Here is a 23,738-nt window from a genome sequence, read left to right on the forward strand (position 1 = left end):
CGGGGGGCGACTGGCCGCAGCGACGGCGGCATGGCGACTGCCTGCAGCTACGACGGCATGGCGGCTGCCCGTAGCTACGACCGCGGTGTTTCCAGCCCGGACAGGTGGGTGGCGATCGTGGCGGCGGTCGGGGTGGGGAGGTCGCCGTGTACGTGGCCGTCGACCAGGAAGACCACGCGGTCGGCGCAGGACGCGGCCACCGGGTCGTGGGTGACCATGACGACCGTCTGGCCGGTGTCGTCGACCATGCCGCGCAGCAGGGCCAGCACCTCCCGGCCGGTCCGGGAGTCCAGCGCCCCCGTCGGCTCGTCGGCGAACAGCACCTCCGGGCGGGTGATCAGGGCGCGGGCGAGGGCGACGCGTTGCTGCTGGCCGCCGGAGAGTTCGGTCGGCCGGTGCCGGGCGCGGTCCGCGAGGCCGACCTGGCGCAGTGCCTCGCGCACCCGGCCCCGCGCAGGGCGACGGCCGGACAGCCGCAGCGGGAGCACCACGTTCTGCGCTGCGGTCAGGGACGGCAGCAGGTTGAACGCCTGGAAGACGAAGCCGATGCGCTCCCGTCGCAGCAGGGTCAGCCGCCGCTCGCTCAGCCCCGTCAGCTCCGTGCCGCCGACCTCGACCGACCCCGACGTGGGCCGGTCGAGACCGGCCGCGCACTGCAGCAGGGTCGACTTGCCCGAGCCGGACGGCCCCATCACCGCGGTGAACGTGCCTCGCGGAAAGGCGAGGGAGACGTCGTCGAGGGCCGGCACCGCGCCGTCGCCCGCCCCGTACCGCCGGCTGACGGAGCGCAGCCGTACCGCATCGTCGTCGCTGCCGTTCATGTCGTGCCCTCTCGCCGGTGCCGTATCGCTCGCTGACCGGCCCCACACAACCCTTCGCGACCACGTCGGCGCAGTGCGGCAGGGGCGAGAGGAGAGGTAGGGCAGGCCATACCCCCGAGACGCCCACTGGGCCGATGGCCCCGCCGCGCGCACGGCTCTACGGTGATCCGCATGCATCCCCGCCCCCGCACCGGCCACCGCACCGTGTGGCAGGCCCTGCCCGCCCACGGGTACCTGCTCTCACCGTGGCCCTGGCGCGCCCTCGCCTACCTGGCGACCGGCGCGGTGGCCGGCGCCGCGACCCTGGTGGGCATCGTGGCCGCGGTCGCCGTAGGGGGCGTACTCGCCGTCGTCCTGGTGGGGCTGCCGCTGCTGGTGCTCACCGCCCTCGCCGGCATCCCCGTGGCCCGCCTGGAACGGCACCGGCTGCGCCTGATCGACCGCGCCCCCGCCCCCGCCCGCCCCGTACGGCAGCCGCCCGCCACCGGCCCGTGGCCCTGGCTGACCACACGGCTGCGCGAGCGGGCGACCTGGCGGGAGCTGGGCCACGCCCTCCTCTTCGCCCTCGTCCTGTGGCCGCTGGACGCCCTGGTCGTCGCGTTCGCGCTCGCCGTGCCCCTCCACCTCGCCGGCACCCCGCTGCTGATGGCCACGGCCGGCGGCGGCGAGGAGGCGAAGGTGCTCAAGCAGTGGACGGTCACCACCTGGCCGGCCGCGTCCGGCGTCGCCGCGCTCGGGCTGCTGCTCCTCGCCCTCGGCGGCTACGCGCTGGGCCTGGCGGCGGGCGCGCGGGCCGAGCTGACGCGCGTGCTCGTGGGTGCCCCGCGCGAGGACGACCAGACGGCCAGGGTCGTCGAACTCACCCGCTCCCGCGTACGGTTGGTGGACGCCTTCGAGGTCGAGCGGCGCCGCATCGAACGCGACCTGCACGACGGCGCCCAACAGCGCCTGGTCGCCCTGACCATGGCCCTCGGCCTGGCTCGCCTGGACGCGCCGCCGGGACCGCTCGCCGACCAGCTCGCCAAGGCGCACGGCGAGGCGGGCCGGGCGCTGGCGGAGCTGCGCGAGCTGATCCACGGCATCCACCCGAAGGTCCTCGCCGACTACGGCCTGCCCGCGGCCGTCGCCGACGCCGCCGACCGTTCCGCCGTCCCCGTAGACGTCACCCTGCAACTGCCCGGACGGCTGCCCCAGGCCGTGGAGGCCGCCGCCTACTTCGTGGTCTGCGAGGCCCTCGCCAACATCGGCAGGCACAGCGGCGCCACCCGCGCGGCGGTGACCGGCGGCCACCGCGACGGACGGCTGGTGCTGCGGGTCCGGGACGACGGGCAGGGCGGGGCGGACGCCGCGGCGGGCAGCGGGCTGACCGGACTGGCCGACCGGGTGTCGGTCCTGGATGGCAGACTCTCCCTGTCCAGCCCGCCGGGCGGACCGACCCTGCTGAGCGTGGAGATTCCGTGCGAGCCCTGCGACCCCCGCGAGCGGGCCCGGCCCTGCGCGTAGTGCTGGCCGAGGACAGCGTGCTCCTGCGCGACGGCCTGACCGGCCTGCTCGCCCGCTTCGGCCACGAGGTCGTGGCGGCCGTCGGCGACGCGGACGCGCTCGTCACCGCCGTGACGGAACACGCCCCGGACATCGTCGTCACCGACGTCCGCATGCCGCCCGGCTTCCAGGACGAGGGACTGCACGCGGCCGTACGCCTGCGCGAGGAGCGGCCCACGCTGCCCGTCCTCGTCCTCAGCCAGTACGTGCAACGGACCTACGCCGCCGACCTGCTGGACTCCGGCGACGGCACCGGCGTCGGCTACCTGCTCAAGGACCGCGTCGGCCAGGTCGAGGAGTTCGTCGACGCGCTGGCCGAGGTGGCCGGCGGCGGCACGGTCGTCGACCCGGAGGTGGTACGCCAGTTGCTGCGCCGCCGCCGTGACCCGCTGGAGCGGCTGAGCCCGCGCGAGCGCGAGGTGCTGGCCCTGATCGCGGAGGGCCGGTCCAACGCGGCCGTCGCCCGCGAACTCGTCGTCTCCGAGGCGGCCGTGGGCAAACACATCGGCAGCATCCTCACCAAGCTCGACCTGCCCCCGGCGACCGAGACCCACCGCAGGGTGCTGGCGGTGCTGACCTATCTGCGGGCCTGACGCCCGTTTCGCCCGGCGGGGTGCGGGAAGGTGTACGGGTTCGGTCACAAGTCCCGCACGGAACGGCACTTCCTCTCCACGCGGCGGCACGATGGAGCACCACAAGCCCTTGATCGCGTCGCACCGCGTCACCAGGAAAGCGAGCCCGTGAGTTCCGTCCCGCCTCCCGACCGTTCCGACGACGAACCGGCCCCCTCCCTCTCCGACGAGGAGTTGGAGTCGTTCCTGCGGGAGGCCGCCGAAGGCGGTGGGGCCCCCGCGCCCAAGGAGCCGTCGGCGCGGGCGCGGATGGTGGCGGCCCGGCTGCGCGAGCAGGAGGAGCCCACGCCCTGGCGCGGTCCGCAACCCGCCCCGAAGCCCCGGCGCCGGTGGGGCGCGGTCGTCGGCGTGGTGGCGCTGGCGGCGGTCGCGGTGATCGCTCTGCGGCCCTCCCTGGTCACGGACCGCTTCCCCGGCGGGGAGGCGGGCGCCGCCGCTGCGGCGCCGGCGCCGCAGCCCGCCGAGACGGCGCGGCCGAGCGGTGCCCCCGGGGACACCGGCGGGTCGGAACAGGCCACGCGCGACGAGCCGTTCCGCGGCTCGCCCGCCCTGCGCTGGGCCGAGGGCGCCGACGCCATCGAGCTGCCGGAGGCCAAGGCGGTGGCCGGGATGAGCAGGGCCGACGCGGAGCTGGCCCTGCGGCGCACCAAGGAGTTCCTGGTCGCCGCGAACCTCGATCCGGACGTGATCGCGGGTGGACGGCCCGACGAGGCGCTGGACCTGCTCGACCCCGAGGCGCAGAAGGACCTGCTGCCGGACCGGCGGCGGGGGCTGCGCGAGCCGTCGCGCGAAAACGACCCCGTCGGGCTGTTCAGCCGGTTCGACCCGAACGAGGTGCGGCTCGCGGGCGACGTGGTCAAGGTGCGCGGCCGCATGTCGCTGGGCGGGGGCAAGTCGGGCGAGATCAAGGTGCACGCCGACTACACCTTCGTGTATCCGCTGGTGAGGGCCGACGGCGGCGACCACGTCGAGCGCACCATCGTGCGCCGGGAGATCACGACGCTGCTGCTGGACCCCGACCGCTGGTACGCCACGCCGGGCAAGCTCGCGATCCACGAGTACAAGGTCAACACGTTCAACACCGCCTGCGCGGTGTACGACGGCTACCTGCACCCCGTCTTCCCCGAGGACCGGGAGCGGGCGGCCGGGCCCTCCGTCGACCCGTACGACCGCAGCGGGGAGCTGAGGGACACGCAGGGCGAGGAGTGCGGCACGGTCACCCGCACCTGACCCTCGCGACCCCCGTACGACGACGCGACCGGGCCCGGGCGCTCTCCCTCACGCACGCCCGGACCCGTCCCCCGTTGTCCCCCTGTGGGGGTCAGAGGGGCTTCACGCCGTCACAACCGTCGCACCGGTCACGTCACACCCGCTGCCACAGCGCGGGAACGTTCGACGGCTCCCAGCCCGGCTGGGCCTGGTGGCCCTGCAGGCAGCGGTAGGTGGCGCCGCCGTACGTCACGGTGTCGCCCGGCTGGTAGACGGTGCCGGCCGCCCAGGTGCCGCCGGGCTCCTCGCCGCCGTCGTCACCGCCGCCGCCGTCGCCGCCGGTGGTCTTGAGCGTGAGCCCGTAGTTCTGGAGCAGCGCGTTGATCGGCTGGAAGAAGGTCTCGCCGCCACTGCGGCAGTCGCCGGAGCCGCCCGAGGTGACGCCCTGCGCCTGGCTGCCGGAGATGTAGGAGCCGCCGGAGTCGCCGGGCTCCGCGCACACCGTGGTCTTGGTGACCGGCGAGATGGTGCCTTCCTGGTAGGTGACGCTGGTGTTCAGCTGCGTGACGGTGCCGCAGTGCCAGCCGGTCGTCGAGCCGGACCGGCACACGGACGCGCCGACCGGGGCGGCCGTGGAACCGGTGACCCGGACGTTCTGCCCACCGGCGCCCAGGACGTACGGGGTCGCCGTCCAGCTGGAGTTGGTGGCCACCCACGCCATGTCGCGGCCGGGGAAGATCGAGCCCTGGAAGGTGCCCTGGGCCACCCGGTTGGCGCCCGTCGTACTGGCTCCCGCCCGGCCGCAGTGGCCCGCGGTGGCGAAGCCCTGCTGGGTGCCCTTGGTGATCGGGAAGCCGATCGAGCAGCGGCTGCTGTTGTTGATGTAGTACGCCTCGCCGCCGCGCAGGTCGTAGAAGGTGCGCGGCCGCTCGGTGCGGCTCTCGACGCGGGCCAGGGAACGGTCCACACCGGCCGCCGCCAGCAGCGAACGCGCCGCCGCCGGGCGTATCGCCTCCACGACGACGGTGTTGGTGCGTGTGTCGACGTACCAGACGGGCGCGTCGGCGGTGTCGTGCTTCGCCGCCGCCTTGTCCAGGCGGGCCTTGGCCGCGTCCAGGTCGGCGAGCGAGTGCCGTACGACCTTCGCCTCGGCGCCCCGGGCCTCGATCGCGGAGACGTCGCCCGCGTCGGTCGTCGCGACGGTCAGGGTGCCGGACTCGGCACCGGCCACCCACGCCCCCGCGAAGTCGCCGCCGAGCGAGGCGCGCAGCCGGGCCGCGGTGGCCCCCGCCTCGGCCTCGTTGGCCAGGCGGCGCTCGGCCTGCCGGCGGTCGAGGCCGAGGTCCCGCTGCATGGCCTTGACCAGAGCGGGCGGCGCGGCGTCGGTGCGCAGCGTCTCGGCCGCGGTGGGGGCCGCGTCGGCGGGTGCCGTCCCGGCGCTCGCGGAGCCGCTGAGCCCGGCCACGAGCAGGGCCGCGGTCGCGGCTACGGCGGCACCCACGGCTCTGTGGTGTCGGTGTCGGTGGGGCATGGGGGATCTCCTCGGTCTCGGTGGGGAGGTGCCGAAACCGTAGGGAGGGGCGACCGGCCGCCATAAGAGCTCAGTCGTCCCTCTCCCCGGCGTTATGGAACGCCGGCGCACGCCGCCTCACGGAACCCGGTGTGCCGACATCCACTCCGTGTAGCTGTCGCTGTTCGCCGCCACGCTCGCGTGCGCCATGCGCGCCTGCGAGAGCACGGCGGCGGCGGTGTCCCGCCGCTGCGTCGCCGCGTGCCAGCCGAGCAGGTGCCGCCAGGTCAGCGGGGTGTCGGCCAGGGGCCGGGTCACGATGCCGGGCGTGGTCGGGAAGGTCGCCCGGCACAGCCCGACCGCCCGCCCCACCTGCACCAGGTGCACCAGGGACGCGGTGTCCGTCTCGTACATGCGGCGCGGGGTGAAGCCGGCCCGGGCGCAGGACGCGGTGAAGCAGTCGCCGAAGCAGCCGTCGCCGGGTACGCAGGCCCACTCCTCGTCGGCCAGCGCGGTCAGGTCCACTTCCGTGCGGTGGGCCAGCGGGTGGCCGTCGGTCATCATGACGAACACCGGGTCGACGGCGACCTCCCGCCACACCAGCCCCTCCCCGGCGGGTGGCGGTGCGGTGCCGCAGGTCCCGGCCAGCGCGAAGTCCAGCCGCCCCTCGGCGAGCTGCCCGGCCAACTCGCGCTCGGACCAGGAGGTGCAGGTGGTCATCCGGGCGTCCGGCGCCACATCGGCCAGCCGGTCGAGGAGGGCGCCCAGTAAGGGACCGTGGGTGCCGCCGATCCGCAGCCGCTCCGTGGTACGCGGCGCCCGGGCGAACCGGGCCGCCTCCTGCTGCAGCTCGGTCACCGCCGGGAGCACGATCCGGCTCCGCTCCAGTACCAGCTCGCCCAGCGCGGTGGCCCGCACGCCGTGCCGGCCGCGCACGAACAGCGCTCCGCCCAGGGCTCGTTCGATCCGCTTGAGCTGCGCGCTCAACGCGGGCTGCGCGAGACCGAGAGCCGTCGCCGCCCTGGTGAGGCTGCCGGCGTCGGCGATGGCCCGGACCGTCTTGAGATGCCGCAACTCCAGCTCCATGAGGGGAGCTTGCGACGTCTCGGGGCAGAGGGCAAGAGGCTGGTACAGACCAGTGGGGGCCGGCTCTCCCCGGCGCCCGGCCGGCTCAGATCCGGTGCACCGTGTGCAGGGTCCGCGCGTACGTTCCGGTGCCGTCGAGCAGCGAGTTGCCGCCCAGGTCCGACATGGTCGGCCCGTTGACCGTCTTGCGGCTGGACAGGAAGCGGCGCCGGCCGGCGGTGTCCGCGCCCAGGTAGATGCCGACGTGGTCGGTCGTCGCCACCGCGTTGTCGTCGCCCGAGTCGGCGTTGAACAGCACGAGGTCGCCGGGCTGAAGCTGCTCGGCCGGGGGCGGCAGCGTGCCGTCGGTCCGCGCGATCCGCACGCCGGGGGAGTGGTCGGCCATGTCCCGGGACTTGCGCGGCAGGCGGGTGCCGGAGGTGTCCTCGCCCGCGGCCAGCGGCACGCCCATGTGGTAGCCGTAGACCATGCGGGTGTAGCCGGAGCAGTCGAGGTTGCCGGTCTGTCTGCTGGAGGGGCCGGTGTGGGCGCCGTCCGGGAAGGTCCAGCCGGTGCCCATGTACTCGTGGAAGTCGGCGCCCTCGTAGCGGTAGCCCTGCGGGTCCAGGTAGCCGTACCCCGCCTCGCCCATGACCTGCCGCCCCTCGGCCGGGCCGGAACCGGCGACCACGGGGGACGCCCCGGCGAGGAACATCGCGGCATGCGCCAGGACGTCGGGTGCCGGAGAGCCGGACCAGCCCCGGACCACCTGCTCCAGCTGCGGTGTCCAGACCCCGTCGAAGGGCTCGGGCAGGACCCGCACCCAGTCCGAGTGGGTGACGGCCGGCGGCTCCGCCCAGTTCGCGGCGTCCACCTGGAACCGGCCGACGCGCAGGGTGACCGGCAGGTTGGTGCAGCCGCGGTTGGCGAGTACGCGCAGGCCCACGCGGCCCTTGCCGAAGGTGTCGTCGGTGACGTCGAAGGACCACGCGGACGGCTCGGTGCCCGCCGAGGGCCACGCCTTGGCGCGGACCCGGGTGCCCTCCCGGCGGACCCGTATCGTCCAGTCGGTGCCTGCGGGCACGCCGTCGGCGAGGGCCACGGCCGGGGCCAGTTGCGTGACCGTGTCGTCGACCTCCTTCTCCACCCGGAGCTGGACCGAGCCGGAGGTGGTGAAGGACAGCCGGGCCCGGTAGTTGTTGTGGGTGTTCTGGTAGCCGAAGGAGAGGGCGTACGAGCAGGCGTCGCCCTCCGGCACCTTGTCGAACCGCGCGACGGACCGCACGTCCACGTCGGTGACCTCGCCGTCCCGGAGGCTGGCGTGGCGACTGGCGTAGTCGGTGGTGAGGGTGATGATCCCGGCGCCCGGGACCACCGCGTAGTCGCTCTCCACCGGCCCGAGGGTGGACCAGCTCCCCCCGCCCGGGGAGGTGCCCCAGTACGCGCGGTCGCCGACGGGCAGCGAGGTGTCGGGCAGGGTGCGCGCGAAGTCGTCGACGAAGGGCTTCTTGTTCTCGGTGAACGTCCGTTCCGGCCCGGGCAGCAGCACACTGCGGGCACCGTGCGTCAGCAGCGCCACGCGTCTGCCGCCGGAGGTGACCTCGGTGCGGACCGGAGTGCCCGGCAGCACGGTGACGGTGAGCGCGGACTCCAGGGCGAGGCCGCTGAAGTACGCGGGGTTCAACGGCGGCAGTGTCACGGAGGAACGGGCCGCGGTCAGACCGGCCGGAGCGGCGGACGCGGCGGCCGTTGCGGTGGCGCGTGCGGGGGAGGCGGCGGCCGCGCCGCCGAACGGAACCGTGGCGGCCGAGGCCGCGAAGGCGGCGAGCACGCCGCGCCGTGAGGTGTGGGTCATGCCGTCATGATCGCCTCCGGGCCGGGGTGTCCGGGACCGGTCGGTCCCTCTCCTCCACGTTCTCTTCGAGGAGTTCGTGGACGCGGTGCAGCAGGGCCCGGCGTACGGCGTCCGGCGCCAGGACGCGCAACGGCGTGGCGAGGCTGACCAGATACCGGGCCAGCCCCTCCGCGCTCGACCCGCCGATCTCGACGACCGTGGCGTCCGGCCCGTCGGCCCGGTGCAGCCCGACGGTGGCGGGAATGGACCGCAGCGCCTGCTCCATGGGCACCGGCAGGCGGACGGTGGCCAGCACCGCGTACGGCCCGGTCGCGCTCGCCCGGGACACGAGGAGCGCCGGATCGGGCAGCGGCTCGGTGAACTCGACGGCCCGCCCGGTCGGCTGCAGCCGCTCGACCCGGTCGGCCCGGAAGGTCCGCCACTCGCCCCGCGCGACGTCCCGCGCCACGAAATACCAGCGCCGCCCGGTGTGCACGAGCCGGTACGGGTCGACGTCCCGCACACTGGCCCGCCCCTCCCAGTCCCGGTACGCCATCCGGGCCCGCTCGCCCCGCCGGCACGCGGCCGCCAGCTCCAGCAGCGTCCCGGCCGCGACCTGCGGTTCCCCGGCCGCCCTCGGCGTCTGCACGAACGCGTCGTCCATGTCCCCGAGCCGCTCCGCGACCCGCCGGGGCAGCACCTGCCGCAGCTTCAGCAGCGCCGACAGCGCGGCCTGGTCCCCGCCGAGCGCCCCGCTCAGCGCGGCCTCCCGCAGCCCGACGGCCACGGCGAGGGCCTCCTCGTCGTCCAGGATCAACGGCGGCGTACGCGTCCCCGGCCGCAGCCGGTACCCGCCCCACGGACCGGGGTCGGAGTCGACGGTGTACCCCAGCTCCCGCAGCCGCGCCACGTCCCGCCGCACGGTCCGGTCCGTGACCTCCATCCGCTCGGCCAGCTCACCGCAGGTCCATGCGGGACGGACGGCGAGCAGGGAGACCAGTCGCAGCAGCCGGGCGGAAGTACTGAGCACGGTGGTGAAGTCTGCCACCGAATGACGAGTGACCAGGACCGAGCCTGTCCTGGTCACGTCCTACGGTTCCTTCCATGACGACAACGGAGAACACCCCCGCCCCTTCCGCCCCGGCCTTCCGCTACTCGGCCGTCACCTTCGACTGCTCCGACCCCGCCGAGATGGCCCGCTTCTGGGGCGAGGCCCTCGGCCTCACCGTCGCCTTCAACACGGACGACTTCTACTTCCTCGGCGGCAAGGACGGCGCCGCCGGCCTCGGCTTCCACCGCCTCGCCGACTACCGCCCGCCGACCTGGCCCGGCACCGACCAGGAGAAGCAGGCCCACATCGACATCGCGGCCGACGACCTGGACGAAGGAGAGGCCCGCCTGCTGGCCCTGGGCGCGACGAAGCCCGACTTCCAGCCGTCACCGGACCGCTGGCGGGTCCTGCTGGACCCGGCGGGGCACCCGTTCTGTGTTTCTACGGTGGCGTGAGGGGGAGGGCTACTCGCTCTCGAAGACGGCCTCGGCCGAGAAGGCGGTGACGGCCCGTGCGAGCCAGTGACGGAGAACCTCGGGGTCGCCGCACTCCGTGATGCGCGTACGGACCTCGTCGGAGACGTCGAGTCCACGCTGTTCCAGGACCAGCAGCACATCCTGGGCGCCCTGCTGGGCGCGGCCCTGTTCGCGGCCTTCGTCGCGGATCTCTTCGGAGATGTACGACTTGTAGAAGGAGAGGTCCACGGCCACCAGATTCCTCCAGAGGTGCCTGGCCGGGCGATTGCCCAGCCCATGTGCGGTGAATTCGACGATGGGGGCGGCAATGTCTTCGGGCGCGTCACTCAACGCGGTGGACAGGGCCTTCAGTATCGCATTCACGACCGGTTCCGCGGCGTGTGTGATGGCCGCCAGGCTGGCCAGGACGAGGTCGGCGCGGGCCTCGTCCGGATCGGTGATCACCGGCATGTTGTGGGGGCCGGCGACCGCGGGCCGCAGAGTGAGGGTGGGCAATTCGGGCGGTCCGCTGGTCGCCGCCCGCTGCGCCCATTTCGCCGTGGCGTGGTCCTGGCAGACCACCAGGAGGGCTGTGGGCAGCCGGTACTTCGTCCACAGATACGAGACGTAGTACGCCCAGCTCGCGGGTTTGTCCGGGTCCTTCTTTCCCTGCGCCTCCACCGCGAGGAGGAACGGTCCCCGCTCTGCGGTCTCGAAGCGCAGCAGTGTGTCCACACGGCGTTCGACGGGGCTGGCCTCGGTGAGGTCGGTCGGCAACGCCGTCGCCCCGATGGGCCTGGGAAGGTCGATTCCCAGGAAGTGCGTGACGCGGCTGAACAATCCCGGATCGTGCTGGAAGATGCGGTGCATCGCCTCGTGGGACGAGCTGACCATGGAAGTCCTTGGTTCGGTTACGGGTGGGAGGCTGCGCGGCAGTCGCGGCAGCGGCTCTCTGGGGAGGACGCCCGGAAACCCCGGTCGCAGCCCTCGCAGTTCTGGAGCGGGTGGCGCGGCGGCGGTACGGCGGCCGACCGTGTGCGGAACGGGGGCGGCGGTGGCAGCCGGTCGGCGAGACGGTGGGCGAGGAGGGCGGCCGGGCGACGCAGGGGCTCGTCGGGGAGGCCGTCGGTCAGTGCGTGACGTACGGCGCCGAGAGCGACGTCCCGTTCCAGCCAGGCGGCGACGCCCGGCACCAGGTGGGCCGTGTCGGTGGCGGAGAGCAGCAGCCGGGCATCGCGTCGTCGCAGGTCGGCCAGGAGGTCGAGGGCTGTCTGGAGGAGCGCGGGGGCGGTGCTGACCGGCTGCGGTACGGCGGGCAGCGCCTTGTGTCCCGTACGGCGCGGGGGCGGGGGCGGGGGCGTGCGCTTCGCGGGCGGGCAGCCCGTGTCTGCCGGTTCGCGGCGTCGGTCCGCGTGCGGCTGGTTGCAGGAGACCGTGCGGGTGACGATCCGGCCGGTCTCCGTGCGGTGGCGTTCGCGGCGCAGGTAGCCGTGGGCCTCCAGCTCGCGCAGGGCGGCGGCGATGCGGGTGGGGCCCTCGGGGAAGCGGGCGGCGAGCGACTTGATGTCGGCGCCCGCGCCGGTGGGCAGCGACTGGAGGTGGCAGCCGAGGCCGATCGCGAGGAGCGACAGCTCCTTGTGCTGGACCAGGTGGTTGCCGATCACCACGAAGCGGGTGGTGTGGCGGGTGTTGTCATGGGTGATGCCGCCGCCGTGGCGACGCGTACGCGTTGGATTGTCGGCGGGGGCTGACTGGGCGTGCGGGGGCGCGCTAGGGTTCTGGACATCCATCGGGAAGGTTCTGATTCCTTGCTTCCTGGGTGGTAGGCCCTCGCACCGGGATGCCAGTCCCAGCGGGGGCCGATGTCTTTTCGGTTGTGCTTGCTTGCGCTGAGAGTAGGGGAGTTGGGGACCCGGAAATCCAGCTCAGCCGGTGATGTTCACCCACCCGAGTGACGACGTGCCTCGGGCGGGAGGGGTGGGGCTTGGTAGGGGTCATTTCCCCCGGTTTCTTGTCTTGGTAGGGCACCGACGGCACCGGAACCTCAGAACGCGGGTTTCGGTGGCGTACAGCGCAGTTCGGCCCAGACGGTCTTGCGGGGGAAGCGCCCCTCGGTCACTCCCCAGCGGTGCGACAACGCCTCGACCAGCAGCAGACCCCGGCCGGATTCGGCGTCGGAGGACGGCTCTTGCGGGGCGGGGAGTTCCTGGCCCCGCGTGTCGGTGACCTCGATGCGGAGGATGTCGCCGATGACGTACAGGGTGAGCCGGAAATCGCGACCGGGGACGCGTCCGTGGTCCGCCGCGTTGTTGGCCAGCTCGGCGACGAGCAGGCGTGCCGGGTCCAGGGGCAGGCCCCAGGCACGCAGCTGCTCGGTCGCGAGCAGGCGGGCGAGGCGGGCGCCGCGTGGGGTGGGCGACAGCTGCACGCTGAAATTGCGGACGGGCGCGGTGAGTTCGGTGGTGGATTCCTGATTCACGTCACTCAGCGTGGCGGTGTGTGCGTACCGTGAGAAGTGACTCAACGGGTACGTACGGTGACTGTCCGGCGCTTGTCCAGCGGTGTCGGAGCTGTCGGGGAAGGGGCAGGGGATGGCGGTCGAGACGGACGAGTCGGGGTGGGAGGTCGACCCCGACGACGAGTGGGGCGTTGCGGTCATCACCACGGTGGGACGGCAGTTGAAGCTCCGCCGCGAGGCGGCGGGCATGCGGGCCGGCGACTTCGGCGTCGCGGTCGGGTACGGCGAGGACCTCGTCTACAAGGTCGAGGGCGGCAAGCGGATTCCCCGGCAGGAGTATCTGGACAGGGCCGACGAGGTGCTGGGCGCCGATGGGCTCATCTCGGCGGCCTGGGAGGACGTGAAGAAGGTCCGGTACCCGAAGAAGGTCCGGGAGCTGGGGAAGTTGGAGGCGAAGGCCGTCGAGATCGCGCTGTACGAGTGCCACATCGTCCCCGGCCTGTTGCAGACACGGGACCACGCGCGTGCCGTGATCGGGGCGGCTCAACCGCCGTACTCGCCGGACGACGTGGAACGCATGGTGGCCGCGCGACTGGCCAGGCAGACGGTATTCGAGCGCGAGCCGGCTCCAGCGCTGAGTTTCGTCCTGGAAGAGGGCCCTCTGCGACGCCCCATTGGCGGCACAATGGTCTGGCGTGAGCAGCTCGAACGCCTGTTGGAGCTAGGGCGGTTGCACAACGTCGTGCTTCAGGTGATGCGGACGGGCTGTGATACCCACTCCGGCCTGGACGGGAGGATCGAGTTGCTGAAGTTCCCGGACGGCACGGCGGTGGGGCGCTCCGACGGAGCTTTCAACAACCGGCCGGTCACCGAGCCCAAACACCTGCGCATCCTTGAGTTGCGGTATGGCACGATCCGGGCTCAGGCGCTCTCACCAGGGGAGTCGCTGGCGTTCATCGAGCAACTGCTGGGAGAAACATGATCCGCGAGGCCGAACTGGTCTGGTTCAAGAGCAGCTACAGCGGCGGCAATGACGGCAACTCCTGCGTAGAACTGGCGTTGACCCCCACCGCGATCCACGTCCGTGACTCCAAGACCGCCGACGGCCCCCGCCTGACGCTCACCCCCGCCGCCTGGGTGACGTTCCTGCCGTACGCGTCGCGCTGACCGTCGGCTCGACGACCTCCTGCGTGCCGACCACCGACAGCAGCTCCAGCAGTCCCGCGCTGTCGGTCCCGACGGCCGGGGTGAACCAGAGGAGCCGCTGGCGCCCGTCCTCGCTGAAGAGGTGGAGGCAGTTGACCTCGATCAGGCCCAGCGTGGGATGGACGAGGCGTTTGCGGTCCTCCCGCCGTCGGAAGGCCACGTCGTGGTCGGCCCACAGCGCGGCGAACTCGGGGGAGACGCGGAGCAGCGTGCGGATCAGCGAGCCGACCTCCGCGTCGTCCGCGTCCCGGCGCCCGGCGGCGGCCCGCAGGTCGGCGACGAAGGAGCGGGACTTCTCCTCGTGGTCGTCCTCCGGGTACAGGCGCCGCGCGTCCGGCTCGGTGAACCACCGGTGCACGAAACTGGCGCGGGGCCCCCGGAAACCGGAGTGGTCCCCGAGCAGCGCCACCGCCAGCGGATTCTGTACGAGGGTGACGTGCAGGTCGGTGATCACCTGCGCCGGGGTCGAGTCCAGCCGCCCCAGCAGATCCAGCATGCCGGGATGGACGTGCGACGCGGCCCCGCCCTGCACGGGCACCGGCCGGTCGGCGATCCGGTACAGGTAGTCCCGCTCGTCGCCGGACAGCCGCAGCGCCCGCGCCAGCGCGGCCAGCATCTGCTCGGACGGCTGGGACCCGGCGCCGCGCTCCAGCTCGTTGTAGTAGTCCACGGACGCGCCCGCGAGGTGCGCGACCTCCTCGCGGCGCAGCCCCGGCACCCGGCGGCGCGGCCCCGCCGGAAGCCCGACGTCGGCCGGGCGGATCCGTTCCCGCCGCGACCGCAGGAAAGCTCCCAGCTCGGCGTACTTCACAGCGCTCATGCCCTCCATTCTGCGCCGGGCCGGGCCGCTGACCCAGGGGACGGCATCCCCTGGCTGCGCCGCCCGACCGGGCGCATCGTGGAGCCATGACCACGCACACCGATCAACAGACCCCCGCCGAACGGGTCGCCGTCGTCACCGGCGGATCCCGCGGCATCGGCCGGGCGGTCTCCCAGAAACTCGCCGAGGACGGCCTGGCCGTCGTCGTGAACTACGCCAGGGACGCCTCGGCCGCCGACGAGACGGTGGCGGCGATCACCGAGGCCGGTGGACGGGCCGTCGCCGTACGGGCCGACGTGGCGGAGGAGAAGGAGGTCGTCGCCCTGTTCGACCGGGCGGAGGAGGAGTACGGCGGCGTCGACGTCGTCGTGAACTCGGCCGGCCGGATGACCCTTTCGCCCATCGCCGACCTGGACCTCGCGGCACTGGACGCCGTGCACCGCACCAACATCCGGGGCACCTTCGTCGTCGCCCAGCAGGCGGCACGGCGGCTGCGTACCGGCGGCTCGTTCGTGGGCTTCTCGACGTCCGTCGTCGGCACGCAGTTCCCCATGTACGGCGCCTACGCGGCCAGCAAGGGCGCCGTGGAGGCCATGACGATGATCCTGGCGCGCGAGCTGCGCGGCCGGGACATCACCGTGAACACGGTCGCACCCGGACCGACGGCCACCGACCTGTTCCTCGACGGCAAGACGCCCGAGCAGATCGACCGGCTCGCGAAGACGCCGCCGCTGGAGCGGCTGGGCACCCCGGAGGACATCGCCGCCGTGGTCGCCTTCCTGTCCAGCCCCGCCGGGCACTGGGTCAACGGCCAGATTCTGCGCGCCAACGGAGGAATGATCTGACATGCCTTTCGCACACTTCAAGGTCCCCGCGGGCACTCTCTCGGCCGAGGACAAGAAGAAGATCGTCGAACGCACCACCGACCTCTACGCGGAGATCTACGGGGAGCGCGCCCGCCCGACCACCGTCGTCCTGGTCGACGAGGTCCCGGACGGCGGCTGGGGCGTCGCGGGCAACGTCCTCACCGCCGCGATGCTGAACGGGGAGGGGTGACGTCGCCGGGAGGCCTTCGTCTCATCCAGTGATCGGGTGCTGGCCACGGCGTTTACCTGCGCGTAACACTTAGGCGTCCCGCGCGCGGCAATGGCGCCGAGCGCCTCCCACCGGTCGCTGCACGCGACCGGTGCCCGCCGTACCGGAAAGGGCCCCTGTGACGACGCGAAGCGAGACGCAGACCACCCTCGACCACCTCCTCACCGAGATCGAGCACCGCAACCCGGCCCAGCCGGAGTTCCACCAGGCGGCGCACGAGGTCCTGGAATCGCTCGCCCCGGTCGTCGCGGCCCGCCCCGAGTACGCCGAGCCGGGCCTGATCGAGCGGCTGGTGGAGCCGGAGCGCCAGGTGATCTTCCGGGTGCCGTGGCAGGACGACCAGGGGCGCGTCCACGTCAACCGCGGCTTCCGCGTCGAGTTCAACAGCGCGCTCGGCCCCTACAAGGGCGGCCTGCGCTTCCACCCCTCCGTCAACCTGGGCGTCGTCAAGTTCCTGGGCTTCGAGCAGATCTTCAAGAACGCGCTGACCGGCCTCGGCATCGGCGGCGGCAAGGGCGGCAGCGACTTCGACCCGCACGGGCGCAGCGACGCCGAGGTCATGCGGTTCTGCCAGTCGTTCATGACGGAGCTGTACCGGCACATCGGCGAGCACACCGACGTCCCGGCCGGTGACATCGGCGTCGGCGGCCGCGAGATCGGCTACCTCTTCGGCCAGTACCGCCGGATCACCAACCGCTGGGAGGCCGGCGTCCTCACCGGCAAGGGCCGGGGCTGGGGCGGCTCGCTGATCCGCCCGGAGGCGACGGGCTACGGCAACGTGCTCTTCGCGGCGGCGATGCTGCGCGAGCGCGGGGAGGACCTGGAGGGCCAGACCGCGGTCGTCTCGGGCTCCGGCAACGTGGCGATCTACACCATCGAGAAGCTGACCGCCCTCGGCGCCAACGCGATCACCTGCTCGGACTCCTCCGGCTACGTCGTCGACGAGAAGGGCATCGACCTCGACCTGCTCAAGCAGATCAAGGAGGTCGAGCGCGGCCGCGTCGACGCGTACGCCGAGCGCCGGGGCGCCTCGGCCCGCTTCGTCCCCGGCGGCCGCGTCTGGGAGGTCCCGGCCGACCTGGCACTCCCGTCGGCCACGCAGAACGAGCTGAACGAGGCCGACGCCGAGGCCCTGATCCGCAACGGCGTGAAGGCGGTCTCCGAGGGCGCGAACATGCCGACGACCCCTGAGGCCGTCCACCTCCTCCAGAAGGCCGGCGTCGCCTTCGGCCCCGGCAAGGCGGCCAACGCGGGCGGCGTCGCGGTCAGCGCCCTGGAGATGGCACAGAACCACGCCCGTACGGCGTGGACGGCTGGGCGCGTGGAGGAGGAGCTGGCGGCGATCATGACCAACATCCACACCACCTGCCACGAAACCGCCGAGCGCTACGACGCCCCGGGCGACTACGTCACCGGCGCGAACATCGCGGGCTTCGAGCGGGTGGCCGACGCGATGCTGGCGCAGGGCGTCATCTGACGGACGCGTCCGCGAGGACATGGGTGGCGGTGTGCCCCGTATGGCCCTGGTGGCCGTCCGGGGCACCCGACGACACTGGCGCCCATGCGGAAACTCTCCCTCGACGCCCTCGCCCGCGAACACCTCGAACAGGCCGCGGCCTCCTCCAGCGGCCGCAGCGCCACCACGGTCCACGGCGGCCACGAGCTGGTCCTGCGCCAGACCCTCCTCGCCCTGACCGCCGGCACCACCCTCGCCGAACACGAGAACCCCGGCGAGGCGACCGTCCAGATCCTGCGCGGCCGCGTCCGACTCACCAGCGGTGACGACTCCTGGGACGGCCGCACGGGCGACCTCGTCCTGATCCCCCCGGCCCGCCACAGTCTGGAGGCTCTGGAGGACTCCGCTGTGCTGCTGACGGTGGCGAAACGCTGAGGGAATCGCCCATCAGCTGCGGCAATGCCTCAGTGGTCGGAGTAGCTGAAGTCGCCCACGGTCCAGGCGCTGACGTCCTCGATCGCCACGCGGTACATCCCGCCCGTCTCCGGGATCCCCATCGTGCCCTGGAGGATCCGGGCGACGTGGAAGTGCAGGTGCGTGGGCGCCGCCGCCGACTCCGCCGGAGCGTCGAACACGGCGGAGAAGGCGCCCAGGTCGGTGGAGCCGGTCAGTACCTCCGACACCCTCTGCCGCCACACGGACTCGGGGGCCAGACGACCGGTGATGACAGCACCGTGGGTGACCACGGTCAAGGACATGCGACTGCTCTGTGCGGACTCCACACGGGCAGCAATGTCAAGGAGCAGCTCATCGGGCTTCGACATGGGTACGGATTTTATCCGCAGGCCCGTCCGCTCGGAACGGCCGGCCGGTGGCACTACCGGGCAGGGCGGGCGGTACTTCCCGGCTTGCCCCCGGATGCCCCGGCGCCACCGCGGCGCAGCTCCTCGTTGATGCGCTGAGCCTCTTCGAGCTGGTCTTCCAGGATGATGATGCGGCAGGCCGCGTCGATGGACGTTCCCTGGTCGACCATCTCGCGGGCGCGGGCGGCGACGCGCAGCTGGTAGCGGGAGTAGCGACGGTGTCCCCCCTCCGAGCGCAGGGGCGTGATCAGCCGGGCCTCGCCCAGGGCGCGCAGGAAGGCGGGCGTGGTGCCCAGCATCTCGGCCGCCCGCCCCATGGTGTACGCGGGGTAGTCGTCGTCGTCGATCGGGTCGAGCGGTGTGTCTTCGGTCATCTGCACCTCTGTTTGCGGAACGCGTCGAGGGGCCTTGGTGCCGTACGGCACCAAGGCCCCGAGGGATTTGTAACACCATCTGCCGGCCTACTGCACGGCCGGCCTTCTGTTGCGGGATCGCGGATGCGTGACCGTGAGACCACCTTCCGTTCCGGGGTCTGCGGTACCCGGTGAGCACCTGCTCGCCCGGGCGATCCTGATGGCGTCCTCCTCCTTCTTCTCTCTGTTCGCATGCGGGCAGTTCGTCTCTGCCGCGCCCTACGGACTTTCTTGGCTACGGCATAAGACTAACCACAGCCGCAGCCGCATGTCTACATCAGCCGCTACAGATTTTCCGCCAAGCAGGTGAGTGACTTTCTGTACCGGGGGGAGCGTGCGGCGCCCGCCGCGCCTCCCGCACCGGACACCACCGGCCGCCGGGCCACCGATCAGTGGGACGATGACGCTTCAGCCGATCGAGCGACGCGCGGGGAGGCCGGGCACGACATGGCCCGTTACACGGAGGCACTGACCGTCGAGCGGGGCGGTTTCCGTATCAAGGTGCCGGAGTCCTGGTGGGAGTTCGACGTACGCCCGGAGTCCCGGGACGACTCGATCCGCCGCATGGTCGACGACCGAATACGCCGGCACCCGGAACTGAAGCCCTCCCGGTCCGCGTACGTCACCTTCCTCCAGAAGGCGGCGTCCGACGCGTGGAAGTCGGGTGCGCTGTACTGCGGTTGCATGGCGGAGAGCTTCGGCGGCGACACCCCGATCACGGGCTCCGTCACCGTCTCCCTGGTCGGCGGCCGCACGTCCTCCGGCGACCCCCTTCCCACCGACCCGGCCGCCGTCGCCGGCCAGTTGGCCGTCAAGGAGGCCAGGAAGCCCGGCGACTCCTGGCGCAAGGTCACCACGGTCGACATCCCCGGCGTCGGCCCCGCCGCCCGCACCCAGGGCGTCGAGGACATCCCGGTCCCGGACGACGCCCTGAACCGCACGGTCCGCGCGGTCCTCATGCAGACCTACATCCCGGTCCCCGGCCAGGAGGGCAAGGTCGCCCTGGTGGCGGGCAGCAGCCAGGTCCTCGACCTCGCGGACTCCTTCTTCGACATCTTCGACGCGATCACGTCGACGTTCCGGTTCGTGGGCTGAGGGGAGCGGGGGAGCGGTGACCGCGGAGTTCGTCCTCGACCTGGACGAGGGAATGCTGGCGTACTTCCGCGAGATGGCGGACGTCCTCGTGGACCGCTGCGGCATCTCCCGCCCCGAGGCGGTGGCGAGGATCAACCGCCGGTACGCGGACCTGGAGATCGCCCCGTACCCGGACCTCATGTGCCACGAGGCACCGGAGTTCTGGGCCCTGTCCGCCTACTACGGCCGCGGCGACCACCTGCTCCCCCCGACCGGCGACCCGGACGCCGACGCCCACATCGACTTCTCCCGCCTGCCGGTCCATCCGGCCCCGGCCCGGGACTCGCGCTTCTGGACGCTGCCGCAGTGACTCCGGCGTGGGGCGAGTTCATCGAGAAGTTCCCATCAGCGCTGTCGCGCAGGCCCGCGGAATTACACACTCTGGGCCGGATCGAGCAACTGATCGCCTGGGATCACGATACGGACGAGCGGGCCCTGGTGTCGCAGACCTTGTCGGCAGCGCTGGGAGGAAGCACGTTGGCAACGCGGCGGGGCCCGGGCCGACAGACCCATGACGTGTTCTGGGCCGCTCCGGAGAGCAGGACCGTGTGGAACGCGCTGCCTCCGTCCGTTCTGGAAGCGATCGGCCGGTGCGATACGGATCGGCTGGGGGTGGAGAGGTCGCGAGTCGCGCCGCACGTCGGGGAGAAGATGACGGTGCCGGTGTACTCGGTGGCGGACCGGTTCGCCTCCTGGGAGCGTGTGGTCCGCCGTATGGAGCCGGGCTGGGGCAGTGACGATTTCTACCCCATCAGCGCCTACGGCAACGACCTCGACTCCAGGGACGCTCTGGACCGGGTGATGCGTGCATTGCCCGACAAGGCCGACGAAGGCCCGCTGGGGCAACTCCTTGCTCGGCTGGACGCACGCTTCCGTGCCGCCACCCTCCCGGACCCGGAGCGTTCGCTCCGCCCCTGGGTACGTCCCACGACGCAGAGGCCGGAAGACGAACTCGGCGAGTGGTGGAGGCGCAGGCCGCTGCGCATGCCGTGGGCCGACTGACCATGGCGACACACTGGGACTGGGAAACCGGCGAAGGCCTGCTGGCCCTGAACGACCCAAAGGAATGGGACGCCGCGTTCGATCGCGGGGAGAGAAGCCTCGGCACGGCGGCGATCGGCCTGGCCTTCAACTGCCCGTTGGAGGAGGCGTCGCCCCGCATCGTCAGGGCGATGGGGCTCGCGGACGTTGCCCAGAGAGGGTTCGCCTTCACGGCGGCAGGAACGGCGGCCCGCCTCAACGGCGCGTTGACGCCGGAGCTGTACGCCGCGCTGCGGCCAGCGGGACCGGGCCGCAGGAGCATCGCGGTGAACGCCATCGCCGACACCCTGACCTTCGTACCGTTCCGGCGCCTGCCGGCATGGCTGAAATGCTGGAGCGTCGTCTCAACAGTGGGGGACAAGCTGGACGCATGGCGGCTGAGCTCCTGTTACGCGGTGATCGACGTTTGGAAGACTGTGCGCGGACGATGACGCCGCGTCAGCCACTCACCCACACCGCAACGCCACGACGGAACCCTTCGTAGTCCTCGGCCCCTCAGGCGCCCTGCCGGGCATCCTGCGGCCCGAGTCCGACGCACCGGAGGAAGGGAAGGCCGGATTCCGGGCATACGACGAGATTCTGGATCAGCTGCTCGCCGTGTCCTGACGGGGCGACCGTCCGGACGCGGCGCCCGGGTTTGATCTCCGTCACCCCCGGGGTATTCTCTCCGGCCCGATTGGCCAGCCCCGCGCCCCGTATGGCAGACTAGCGGGGTTGCTCGGTCGAGTGCCGATGCTGCGCGCCTCCCGCCGGGGGGACCGGAAGCGAGTCCCACAGTACTCGTCGTCCCACGTATTACATCGAGAGGTGTAGGGGCGGACGTACGGGAATCTTCCGGGAAGCGTCAGCGGGGTTCCGGCCAGGCACCCGGTGGGCCTCTCGCCCCCGGTCCGCGGTTCCGGAAGGGCCCGCACTCCCCATCGCAGGGAAGTCCCGAAAAGGGACATCCATGTCAGCGAGAGTGCGACACGCCCGACCGCGTGGGTCGGAGGGGGAGCGGAATGGACAAGGACCACCGGGTCCAGAGCGTTACGAGAGACAGGACTACTGAGTAGCCATGGCGGGACAGAAGATCCGCATCCGGCTCAAGGCCTACGACCACGAGGTCATCGACTCCTCGGCGAAGAAGATCGTCGAGACGGTGACCCGCACTGGTGCGTCGGTCGCGGGCCCGGTGCCGCTGCCCACTGAGAAGAACGTGTACTGCGTCATCAAGTCGCCGCACAAGTACAAGGACTCGCGCGAGCACTTCGAGATGCGCACGCACAAGCGCCTGATCGACATCCTCGACCCGACTCCCAAGACCGTTGACTCTCTGATGCGACTCGACCTCCCGGCCGGTGTCGACATCGAGATCAAGCTCTGAGGCCGGTGATCTGAAGATGACGAAGCAGATCAAGGGCATCCTGGGCGAGAAGCTCGGCATGACGCAGGTGTGGGACGAGAGCAACCGCGTTGTTCCGGTCACCGTCGTCAAGGCCGGCCCCAACGTCGTCACCCAGGTCCGCACGAACGACGTCGACGGCTACGAGTCCGTCCAGATCGCGTTCGGCGAGATCGACCCGCGCAAGGTGAACAAGCCCCTCAAGGGCCACTTCGCCAAGGCCGACGTCACCCCCCGCCGCCACCTCGTCGAGATCCGTACGGCCGACGCCGCCGAGTACACCCTCGGTCAGGAAGTCACCGCCGAGGTCTTCGAGGCCGGCATCAAGGTCGACGTGACCGGCAAGAGCAAGGGCAAGGGCTTCGCCGGTGTCATGAAGCGTCACAACTTCAAGGGCCTCGGCGCCGGACACGGCACCCAGCGCAAGCACCGCTCGCCCGGTTCCATCGGTGGCTGCGCCACCCCGGGCCGCGTGTTCAAGGGCCTCCGCATGGCCGGCCGCATGGGCAACGAGCGGGTCACCACCCAGAACCTGACCGTCCACGCCGTTGACGCGGAGAAGGGCCTGCTGCTCATCAAGGGCGCGGTTCCCGGTCCGAACGGCGGCCTCGTCCTGGTCCGCACCGCGGCCAAGGGGGCCTGAGGTAACCGATGAGCACTGTTGACATCCTTTCGCCGGCCGGCGAGAAGACCGGAAGCGTCGAGCTGCCCGAGGGCATCTTCGGCGTGGAGAAGGTCAGCATTCCGCTGATCCACCAGGTCGTCGTCGCGCAGCTGGCCGCTGCCCGTCAGGGCACGCACAAGACCAAGACCCGCGGCGAGGTCCGTGGTGGCGGCAAGAAGCCGTACCGCCAGAAGGGCACCGGCCGCGCCCGTCAGGGTTCGACCCGTGCGCCGCAGTTCGCCGGCGGTGGCGTCGTCCACGGTCCCGTGCCGCGTGACTACTCGCAGCGGACCCCGAAGAAGATGAAGGCCGCGGCCCTGCGCCACGCCCTCACCGACCGGGCCCGCCACAACCGCATCCACGTCGTCTCCGGCGTCATCGAGGGCGAGACCCCGTCCACGAAGGCCGCCCGGACGCTGTTCGGCAAGATCTCGGAGCGCAAGAACCTGCTCCTGGTCGCCGACCGCAGCGACGAGGCCGCGTGGCTGTCCGCCCGCAACCTGCCCCAGATCCACATCCTGGAGCCGGGCCAGCTGAACACGTACGACGTTCTCGTCTCGGACGACGTGGTCTTCACCCAGGCCGCCTTCGAGTCCTTCGTGTCCGGCCCGAAGGCCAATGACACCGAAGGGAGCGAGGCCTGATGGCTACGCGTCACCCGAGTATCGCCTCCAAGGCGGCCAAGGCCGCCAAGGCCGCGCGCGTCGCCAAGGCGCGCCGCCACGAGGCCGAGGGCAAGAACACCGTCGTCACCCCGGCCAGCAAGGCGTTCACGGACCCCCGTGACGTGCTGCTGAAGCCGGTCGTGTCCGAGAAGAGCTACGCGCTCCTCGACGAGAACAAGTACACGTTCATCGTCGCGCCGGGCTCCAACAAGACCCAGATCAAGGAGGCCGTCCAGGCGGTCTTCTCGGTCAAGGTCACCGGGGTCAACACGATCAACCGCCAGGGCAAGCGGAAGCGGACCCGCACGGGCTTCGGCAAGCGTGCCGACAGCAAGCGCGCGATCGTGACCCTCGCCGAGGGCGACCGTATCGACATCTTCGGCGGTCCGACCTCCTGACGGAGGTCCGGATCGTCCGGAA

General features: G+C 72.0%; 29 protein-coding genes. 18 read left to right on the forward strand and 11 right to left on the reverse strand.

The window, feature by feature from the left end; translation table 11 throughout:
- Window positions 1-74: 74 nt before the first annotated feature.
- A complete protein-coding gene (locus AB0P07_RS01350; protein WP_365543462.1) occupies window positions 75-821 on the reverse strand; it encodes an ABC transporter ATP-binding protein in 747 nt (248 codons plus the stop codon).
- 171 nt (window positions 822-992) lie between these two features.
- Between AB0P07_RS01350 and AB0P07_RS01355 the strand changes: the two genes are divergently transcribed.
- The 3 genes from AB0P07_RS01355 (at window position 993) to AB0P07_RS01365 (ending at window position 4,225) form a co-directional block, all read left to right on the forward strand.
- Complete coding sequence (locus tag AB0P07_RS01355) at window positions 993-2,324, forward strand: sensor domain-containing protein (protein ID WP_365543465.1); 1,332 nt, start codon at window positions 993-995, stop codon at window positions 2,322-2,324.
- Window positions 2,324-2,956: a response regulator transcription factor gene (locus AB0P07_RS01360; protein ID WP_365544492.1), complete on the forward strand. Its 633-nt coding sequence runs from the start codon at window positions 2,324-2,326 to the stop codon at window positions 2,954-2,956. Before AB0P07_RS01355 ends, AB0P07_RS01360 begins: the two co-directional genes overlap by 1 nt.
- A 147-nt stretch (window positions 2,957-3,103) precedes the next feature.
- Complete coding sequence (locus AB0P07_RS01365) at window positions 3,104-4,225, forward strand: hypothetical protein (protein ID WP_365543468.1); 1,122 nt, start codon at window positions 3,104-3,106, stop codon at window positions 4,223-4,225.
- Between the two features lie 133 nt (window positions 4,226-4,358).
- Here AB0P07_RS01365 and AB0P07_RS01370 read toward each other — a convergent pair whose 3' ends face one another.
- From AB0P07_RS01370 to AB0P07_RS01385, 4 genes are all read right to left on the reverse strand, one after another.
- Complete coding sequence (locus AB0P07_RS01370) at window positions 4,359-5,735, reverse strand: alpha-lytic protease prodomain-containing protein (protein WP_365543471.1); 1,377 nt, start codon at window positions 5,733-5,735, stop codon at window positions 4,359-4,361.
- Between the two features lie 117 nt (window positions 5,736-5,852).
- Window positions 5,853-6,800, reverse strand: a complete 948-nt coding sequence (locus AB0P07_RS01375; protein WP_365543474.1) for a LysR family transcriptional regulator — start codon at window positions 6,798-6,800, stop codon at window positions 5,853-5,855.
- Window positions 6,801-6,885: 85 nt separating this feature from the next.
- Window positions 6,886-8,634, reverse strand: a complete 1,749-nt coding sequence (locus AB0P07_RS01380) for an NlpC/P60 family protein (protein ID WP_365543477.1) — start codon at window positions 8,632-8,634, stop codon at window positions 6,886-6,888.
- 4 nt (window positions 8,635-8,638) lie between these two features.
- Entirely contained in the window at window positions 8,639-9,643 is a 1,005-nt protein-coding gene (locus AB0P07_RS01385; protein WP_365543480.1) for a WYL domain-containing protein, read from the reverse strand.
- A 74-nt stretch (window positions 9,644-9,717) separates the two neighbouring features.
- On the opposite strand from AB0P07_RS01385, the gene AB0P07_RS01390 reads away from it, so the two are divergent.
- Entirely contained in the window at window positions 9,718-10,119 is a 402-nt protein-coding gene (locus AB0P07_RS01390; protein ID WP_365543483.1) for a VOC family protein, read from the forward strand.
- 9 nt (window positions 10,120-10,128) lie between these two features.
- Here the strand turns inward: AB0P07_RS01390 and AB0P07_RS01395 are convergent, their stop codons facing one another.
- The 3 genes from AB0P07_RS01395 to AB0P07_RS01405 form a co-directional block, all read right to left on the reverse strand.
- Window positions 10,129-11,013: a hypothetical protein gene (locus tag AB0P07_RS01395; RefSeq protein WP_365543487.1), complete on the reverse strand. Its 885-nt coding sequence runs from the start codon at window positions 11,011-11,013 to the stop codon at window positions 10,129-10,131.
- A 17-nt stretch (window positions 11,014-11,030) separates the two neighbouring features.
- A complete protein-coding gene (locus AB0P07_RS01400) occupies window positions 11,031-11,909 on the reverse strand; it encodes a helix-turn-helix domain-containing protein (protein WP_365543489.1) in 879 nt (292 codons plus the stop codon).
- A 254-nt stretch (window positions 11,910-12,163) separates the two neighbouring features.
- The gene (locus AB0P07_RS01405; protein ID WP_365543492.1) at window positions 12,164-12,598 is read right to left on the reverse strand and encodes an ATP-binding protein; all 435 of its coding nucleotides are present in this window, start codon (window positions 12,596-12,598) and stop codon (window positions 12,164-12,166) included.
- 112 nt (window positions 12,599-12,710) lie between these two features.
- Between AB0P07_RS01405 and AB0P07_RS01410 the strand changes: the two genes are divergently transcribed.
- Window positions 12,711-13,559 carry a helix-turn-helix transcriptional regulator gene (locus AB0P07_RS01410; protein ID WP_134656334.1) on the forward strand — a complete coding sequence of 283 codons (849 nt, stop codon included), beginning with the start codon at window positions 12,711-12,713 and terminating at the stop codon, window positions 13,557-13,559.
- On the forward strand, window positions 13,556-13,744 hold the full coding sequence (locus AB0P07_RS01415; protein WP_365543495.1) for a DUF397 domain-containing protein: 189 nt from the start codon (window positions 13,556-13,558) through the stop codon (window positions 13,742-13,744). Before AB0P07_RS01410 ends, AB0P07_RS01415 begins: the two co-directional genes overlap by 4 nt.
- Here the strand turns inward: AB0P07_RS01415 and AB0P07_RS01420 are convergent.
- Complete coding sequence (locus tag AB0P07_RS01420) at window positions 13,698-14,612, reverse strand: helix-turn-helix transcriptional regulator (RefSeq protein WP_365543498.1); 915 nt, start codon at window positions 14,610-14,612, stop codon at window positions 13,698-13,700. The two genes, AB0P07_RS01415 and AB0P07_RS01420, sit on opposite strands and share 47 nt — an antisense overlap.
- A 77-nt stretch (window positions 14,613-14,689) precedes the next feature.
- Between AB0P07_RS01420 and AB0P07_RS01425 the strand changes: the two genes are divergently transcribed.
- The 4 genes from AB0P07_RS01425 to AB0P07_RS01440 all read left to right on the forward strand — a co-directional run bounded on the left by AB0P07_RS01425 (window position 14,690) and on the right by AB0P07_RS01440 (window position 17,589).
- On the forward strand, window positions 14,690-15,448 hold the full coding sequence (locus AB0P07_RS01425; protein ID WP_365543501.1) for an SDR family oxidoreductase: 759 nt from the start codon (window positions 14,690-14,692) through the stop codon (window positions 15,446-15,448).
- A gap of 1 nt (window position 15,449) precedes the next feature.
- Window positions 15,450-15,659, forward strand: a complete 210-nt coding sequence (locus AB0P07_RS01430) for a 4-oxalocrotonate tautomerase family protein (protein ID WP_115743711.1) — start codon at window positions 15,450-15,452, stop codon at window positions 15,657-15,659.
- A 157-nt stretch (window positions 15,660-15,816) separates the two neighbouring features.
- Window positions 15,817-17,175 carry an NADP-specific glutamate dehydrogenase gene (gdhA, locus tag AB0P07_RS01435; protein ID WP_365543505.1) on the forward strand — a complete coding sequence of 453 codons (1,359 nt, stop codon included), beginning with the start codon at window positions 15,817-15,819 and terminating at the stop codon, window positions 17,173-17,175.
- Window positions 17,176-17,259: 84 nt separating this feature from the next.
- Entirely contained in the window at window positions 17,260-17,589 is a 330-nt protein-coding gene (locus AB0P07_RS01440; RefSeq protein WP_365543507.1) for a cupin domain-containing protein, read from the forward strand.
- A gap of 29 nt (window positions 17,590-17,618) precedes the next feature.
- Here AB0P07_RS01440 and AB0P07_RS01445 read toward each other — a convergent pair whose 3' ends face one another.
- Window positions 17,619-17,978 (reverse strand): hypothetical protein, encoded by a 360-nt coding sequence (locus AB0P07_RS01445; protein ID WP_365543510.1) that lies wholly within the window; start codon window positions 17,976-17,978, stop codon window positions 17,619-17,621.
- 53 nt (window positions 17,979-18,031) lie between these two features.
- On the reverse strand, window positions 18,032-18,391 hold the full coding sequence (locus AB0P07_RS01450; protein WP_365543513.1) for a MerR family transcriptional regulator: 360 nt from the start codon (window positions 18,389-18,391) through the stop codon (window positions 18,032-18,034).
- A gap of 486 nt (window positions 18,392-18,877) precedes the next feature.
- On the opposite strand from AB0P07_RS01450, the gene AB0P07_RS01455 reads away from it, so the two are divergent.
- The 8 genes from AB0P07_RS01455 (at window position 18,878) to rplW (ending at window position 23,716) form a co-directional block, all read left to right on the forward strand.
- Entirely contained in the window at window positions 18,878-19,525 is a 648-nt protein-coding gene (locus AB0P07_RS01455; RefSeq protein WP_365543516.1) for a hypothetical protein, read from the forward strand.
- A 16-nt stretch (window positions 19,526-19,541) separates the two neighbouring features.
- Window positions 19,542-19,874, forward strand: a complete 333-nt coding sequence (locus tag AB0P07_RS01460) for a hypothetical protein (protein ID WP_365543518.1) — start codon at window positions 19,542-19,544, stop codon at window positions 19,872-19,874.
- On the forward strand, window positions 19,871-20,566 hold the full coding sequence (locus AB0P07_RS01465; RefSeq protein WP_365543520.1) for a hypothetical protein: 696 nt from the start codon (window positions 19,871-19,873) through the stop codon (window positions 20,564-20,566). Before AB0P07_RS01460 ends, AB0P07_RS01465 begins: the two co-directional genes overlap by 4 nt.
- Window positions 20,524-21,036 (forward strand): hypothetical protein, encoded by a 513-nt coding sequence (locus AB0P07_RS01470; protein ID WP_365543523.1) that lies wholly within the window; start codon window positions 20,524-20,526, stop codon window positions 21,034-21,036. The genes AB0P07_RS01465 and AB0P07_RS01470 overlap by 43 nt, the downstream gene beginning before the upstream one ends.
- 626 nt (window positions 21,037-21,662) lie before the next feature.
- Window positions 21,663-21,971 (forward strand): 30S ribosomal protein S10, encoded by a 309-nt coding sequence (rpsJ, locus tag AB0P07_RS01475; RefSeq protein ID WP_003948644.1) that lies wholly within the window; start codon window positions 21,663-21,665, stop codon window positions 21,969-21,971.
- A gap of 16 nt (window positions 21,972-21,987) precedes the next feature.
- Complete coding sequence (gene rplC / locus AB0P07_RS01480; protein WP_055605688.1) at window positions 21,988-22,632, forward strand: 50S ribosomal protein L3; 645 nt, start codon at window positions 21,988-21,990, stop codon at window positions 22,630-22,632.
- An 8-nt stretch (window positions 22,633-22,640) separates the two neighbouring features.
- Window positions 22,641-23,297, forward strand: a complete 657-nt coding sequence (gene rplD / locus AB0P07_RS01485; protein ID WP_061443025.1) for a 50S ribosomal protein L4 — start codon at window positions 22,641-22,643, stop codon at window positions 23,295-23,297.
- Window positions 23,297-23,716, forward strand: coding sequence for a 50S ribosomal protein L23 (gene rplW, locus AB0P07_RS01490; RefSeq protein ID WP_007443985.1), 420 nt, complete (start codon window positions 23,297-23,299; stop codon window positions 23,714-23,716). The genes rplD and rplW overlap by 1 nt, the downstream gene beginning before the upstream one ends.
- Window positions 23,717-23,738 lie beyond the last annotated feature (22 nt).

This window comes from Streptomyces sp. NPDC085944, from assembly GCF_040686295.1.
Classification (GTDB): domain Bacteria; phylum Actinomycetota; class Actinomycetes; order Streptomycetales; family Streptomycetaceae; genus Streptomyces; species Streptomyces salinarius.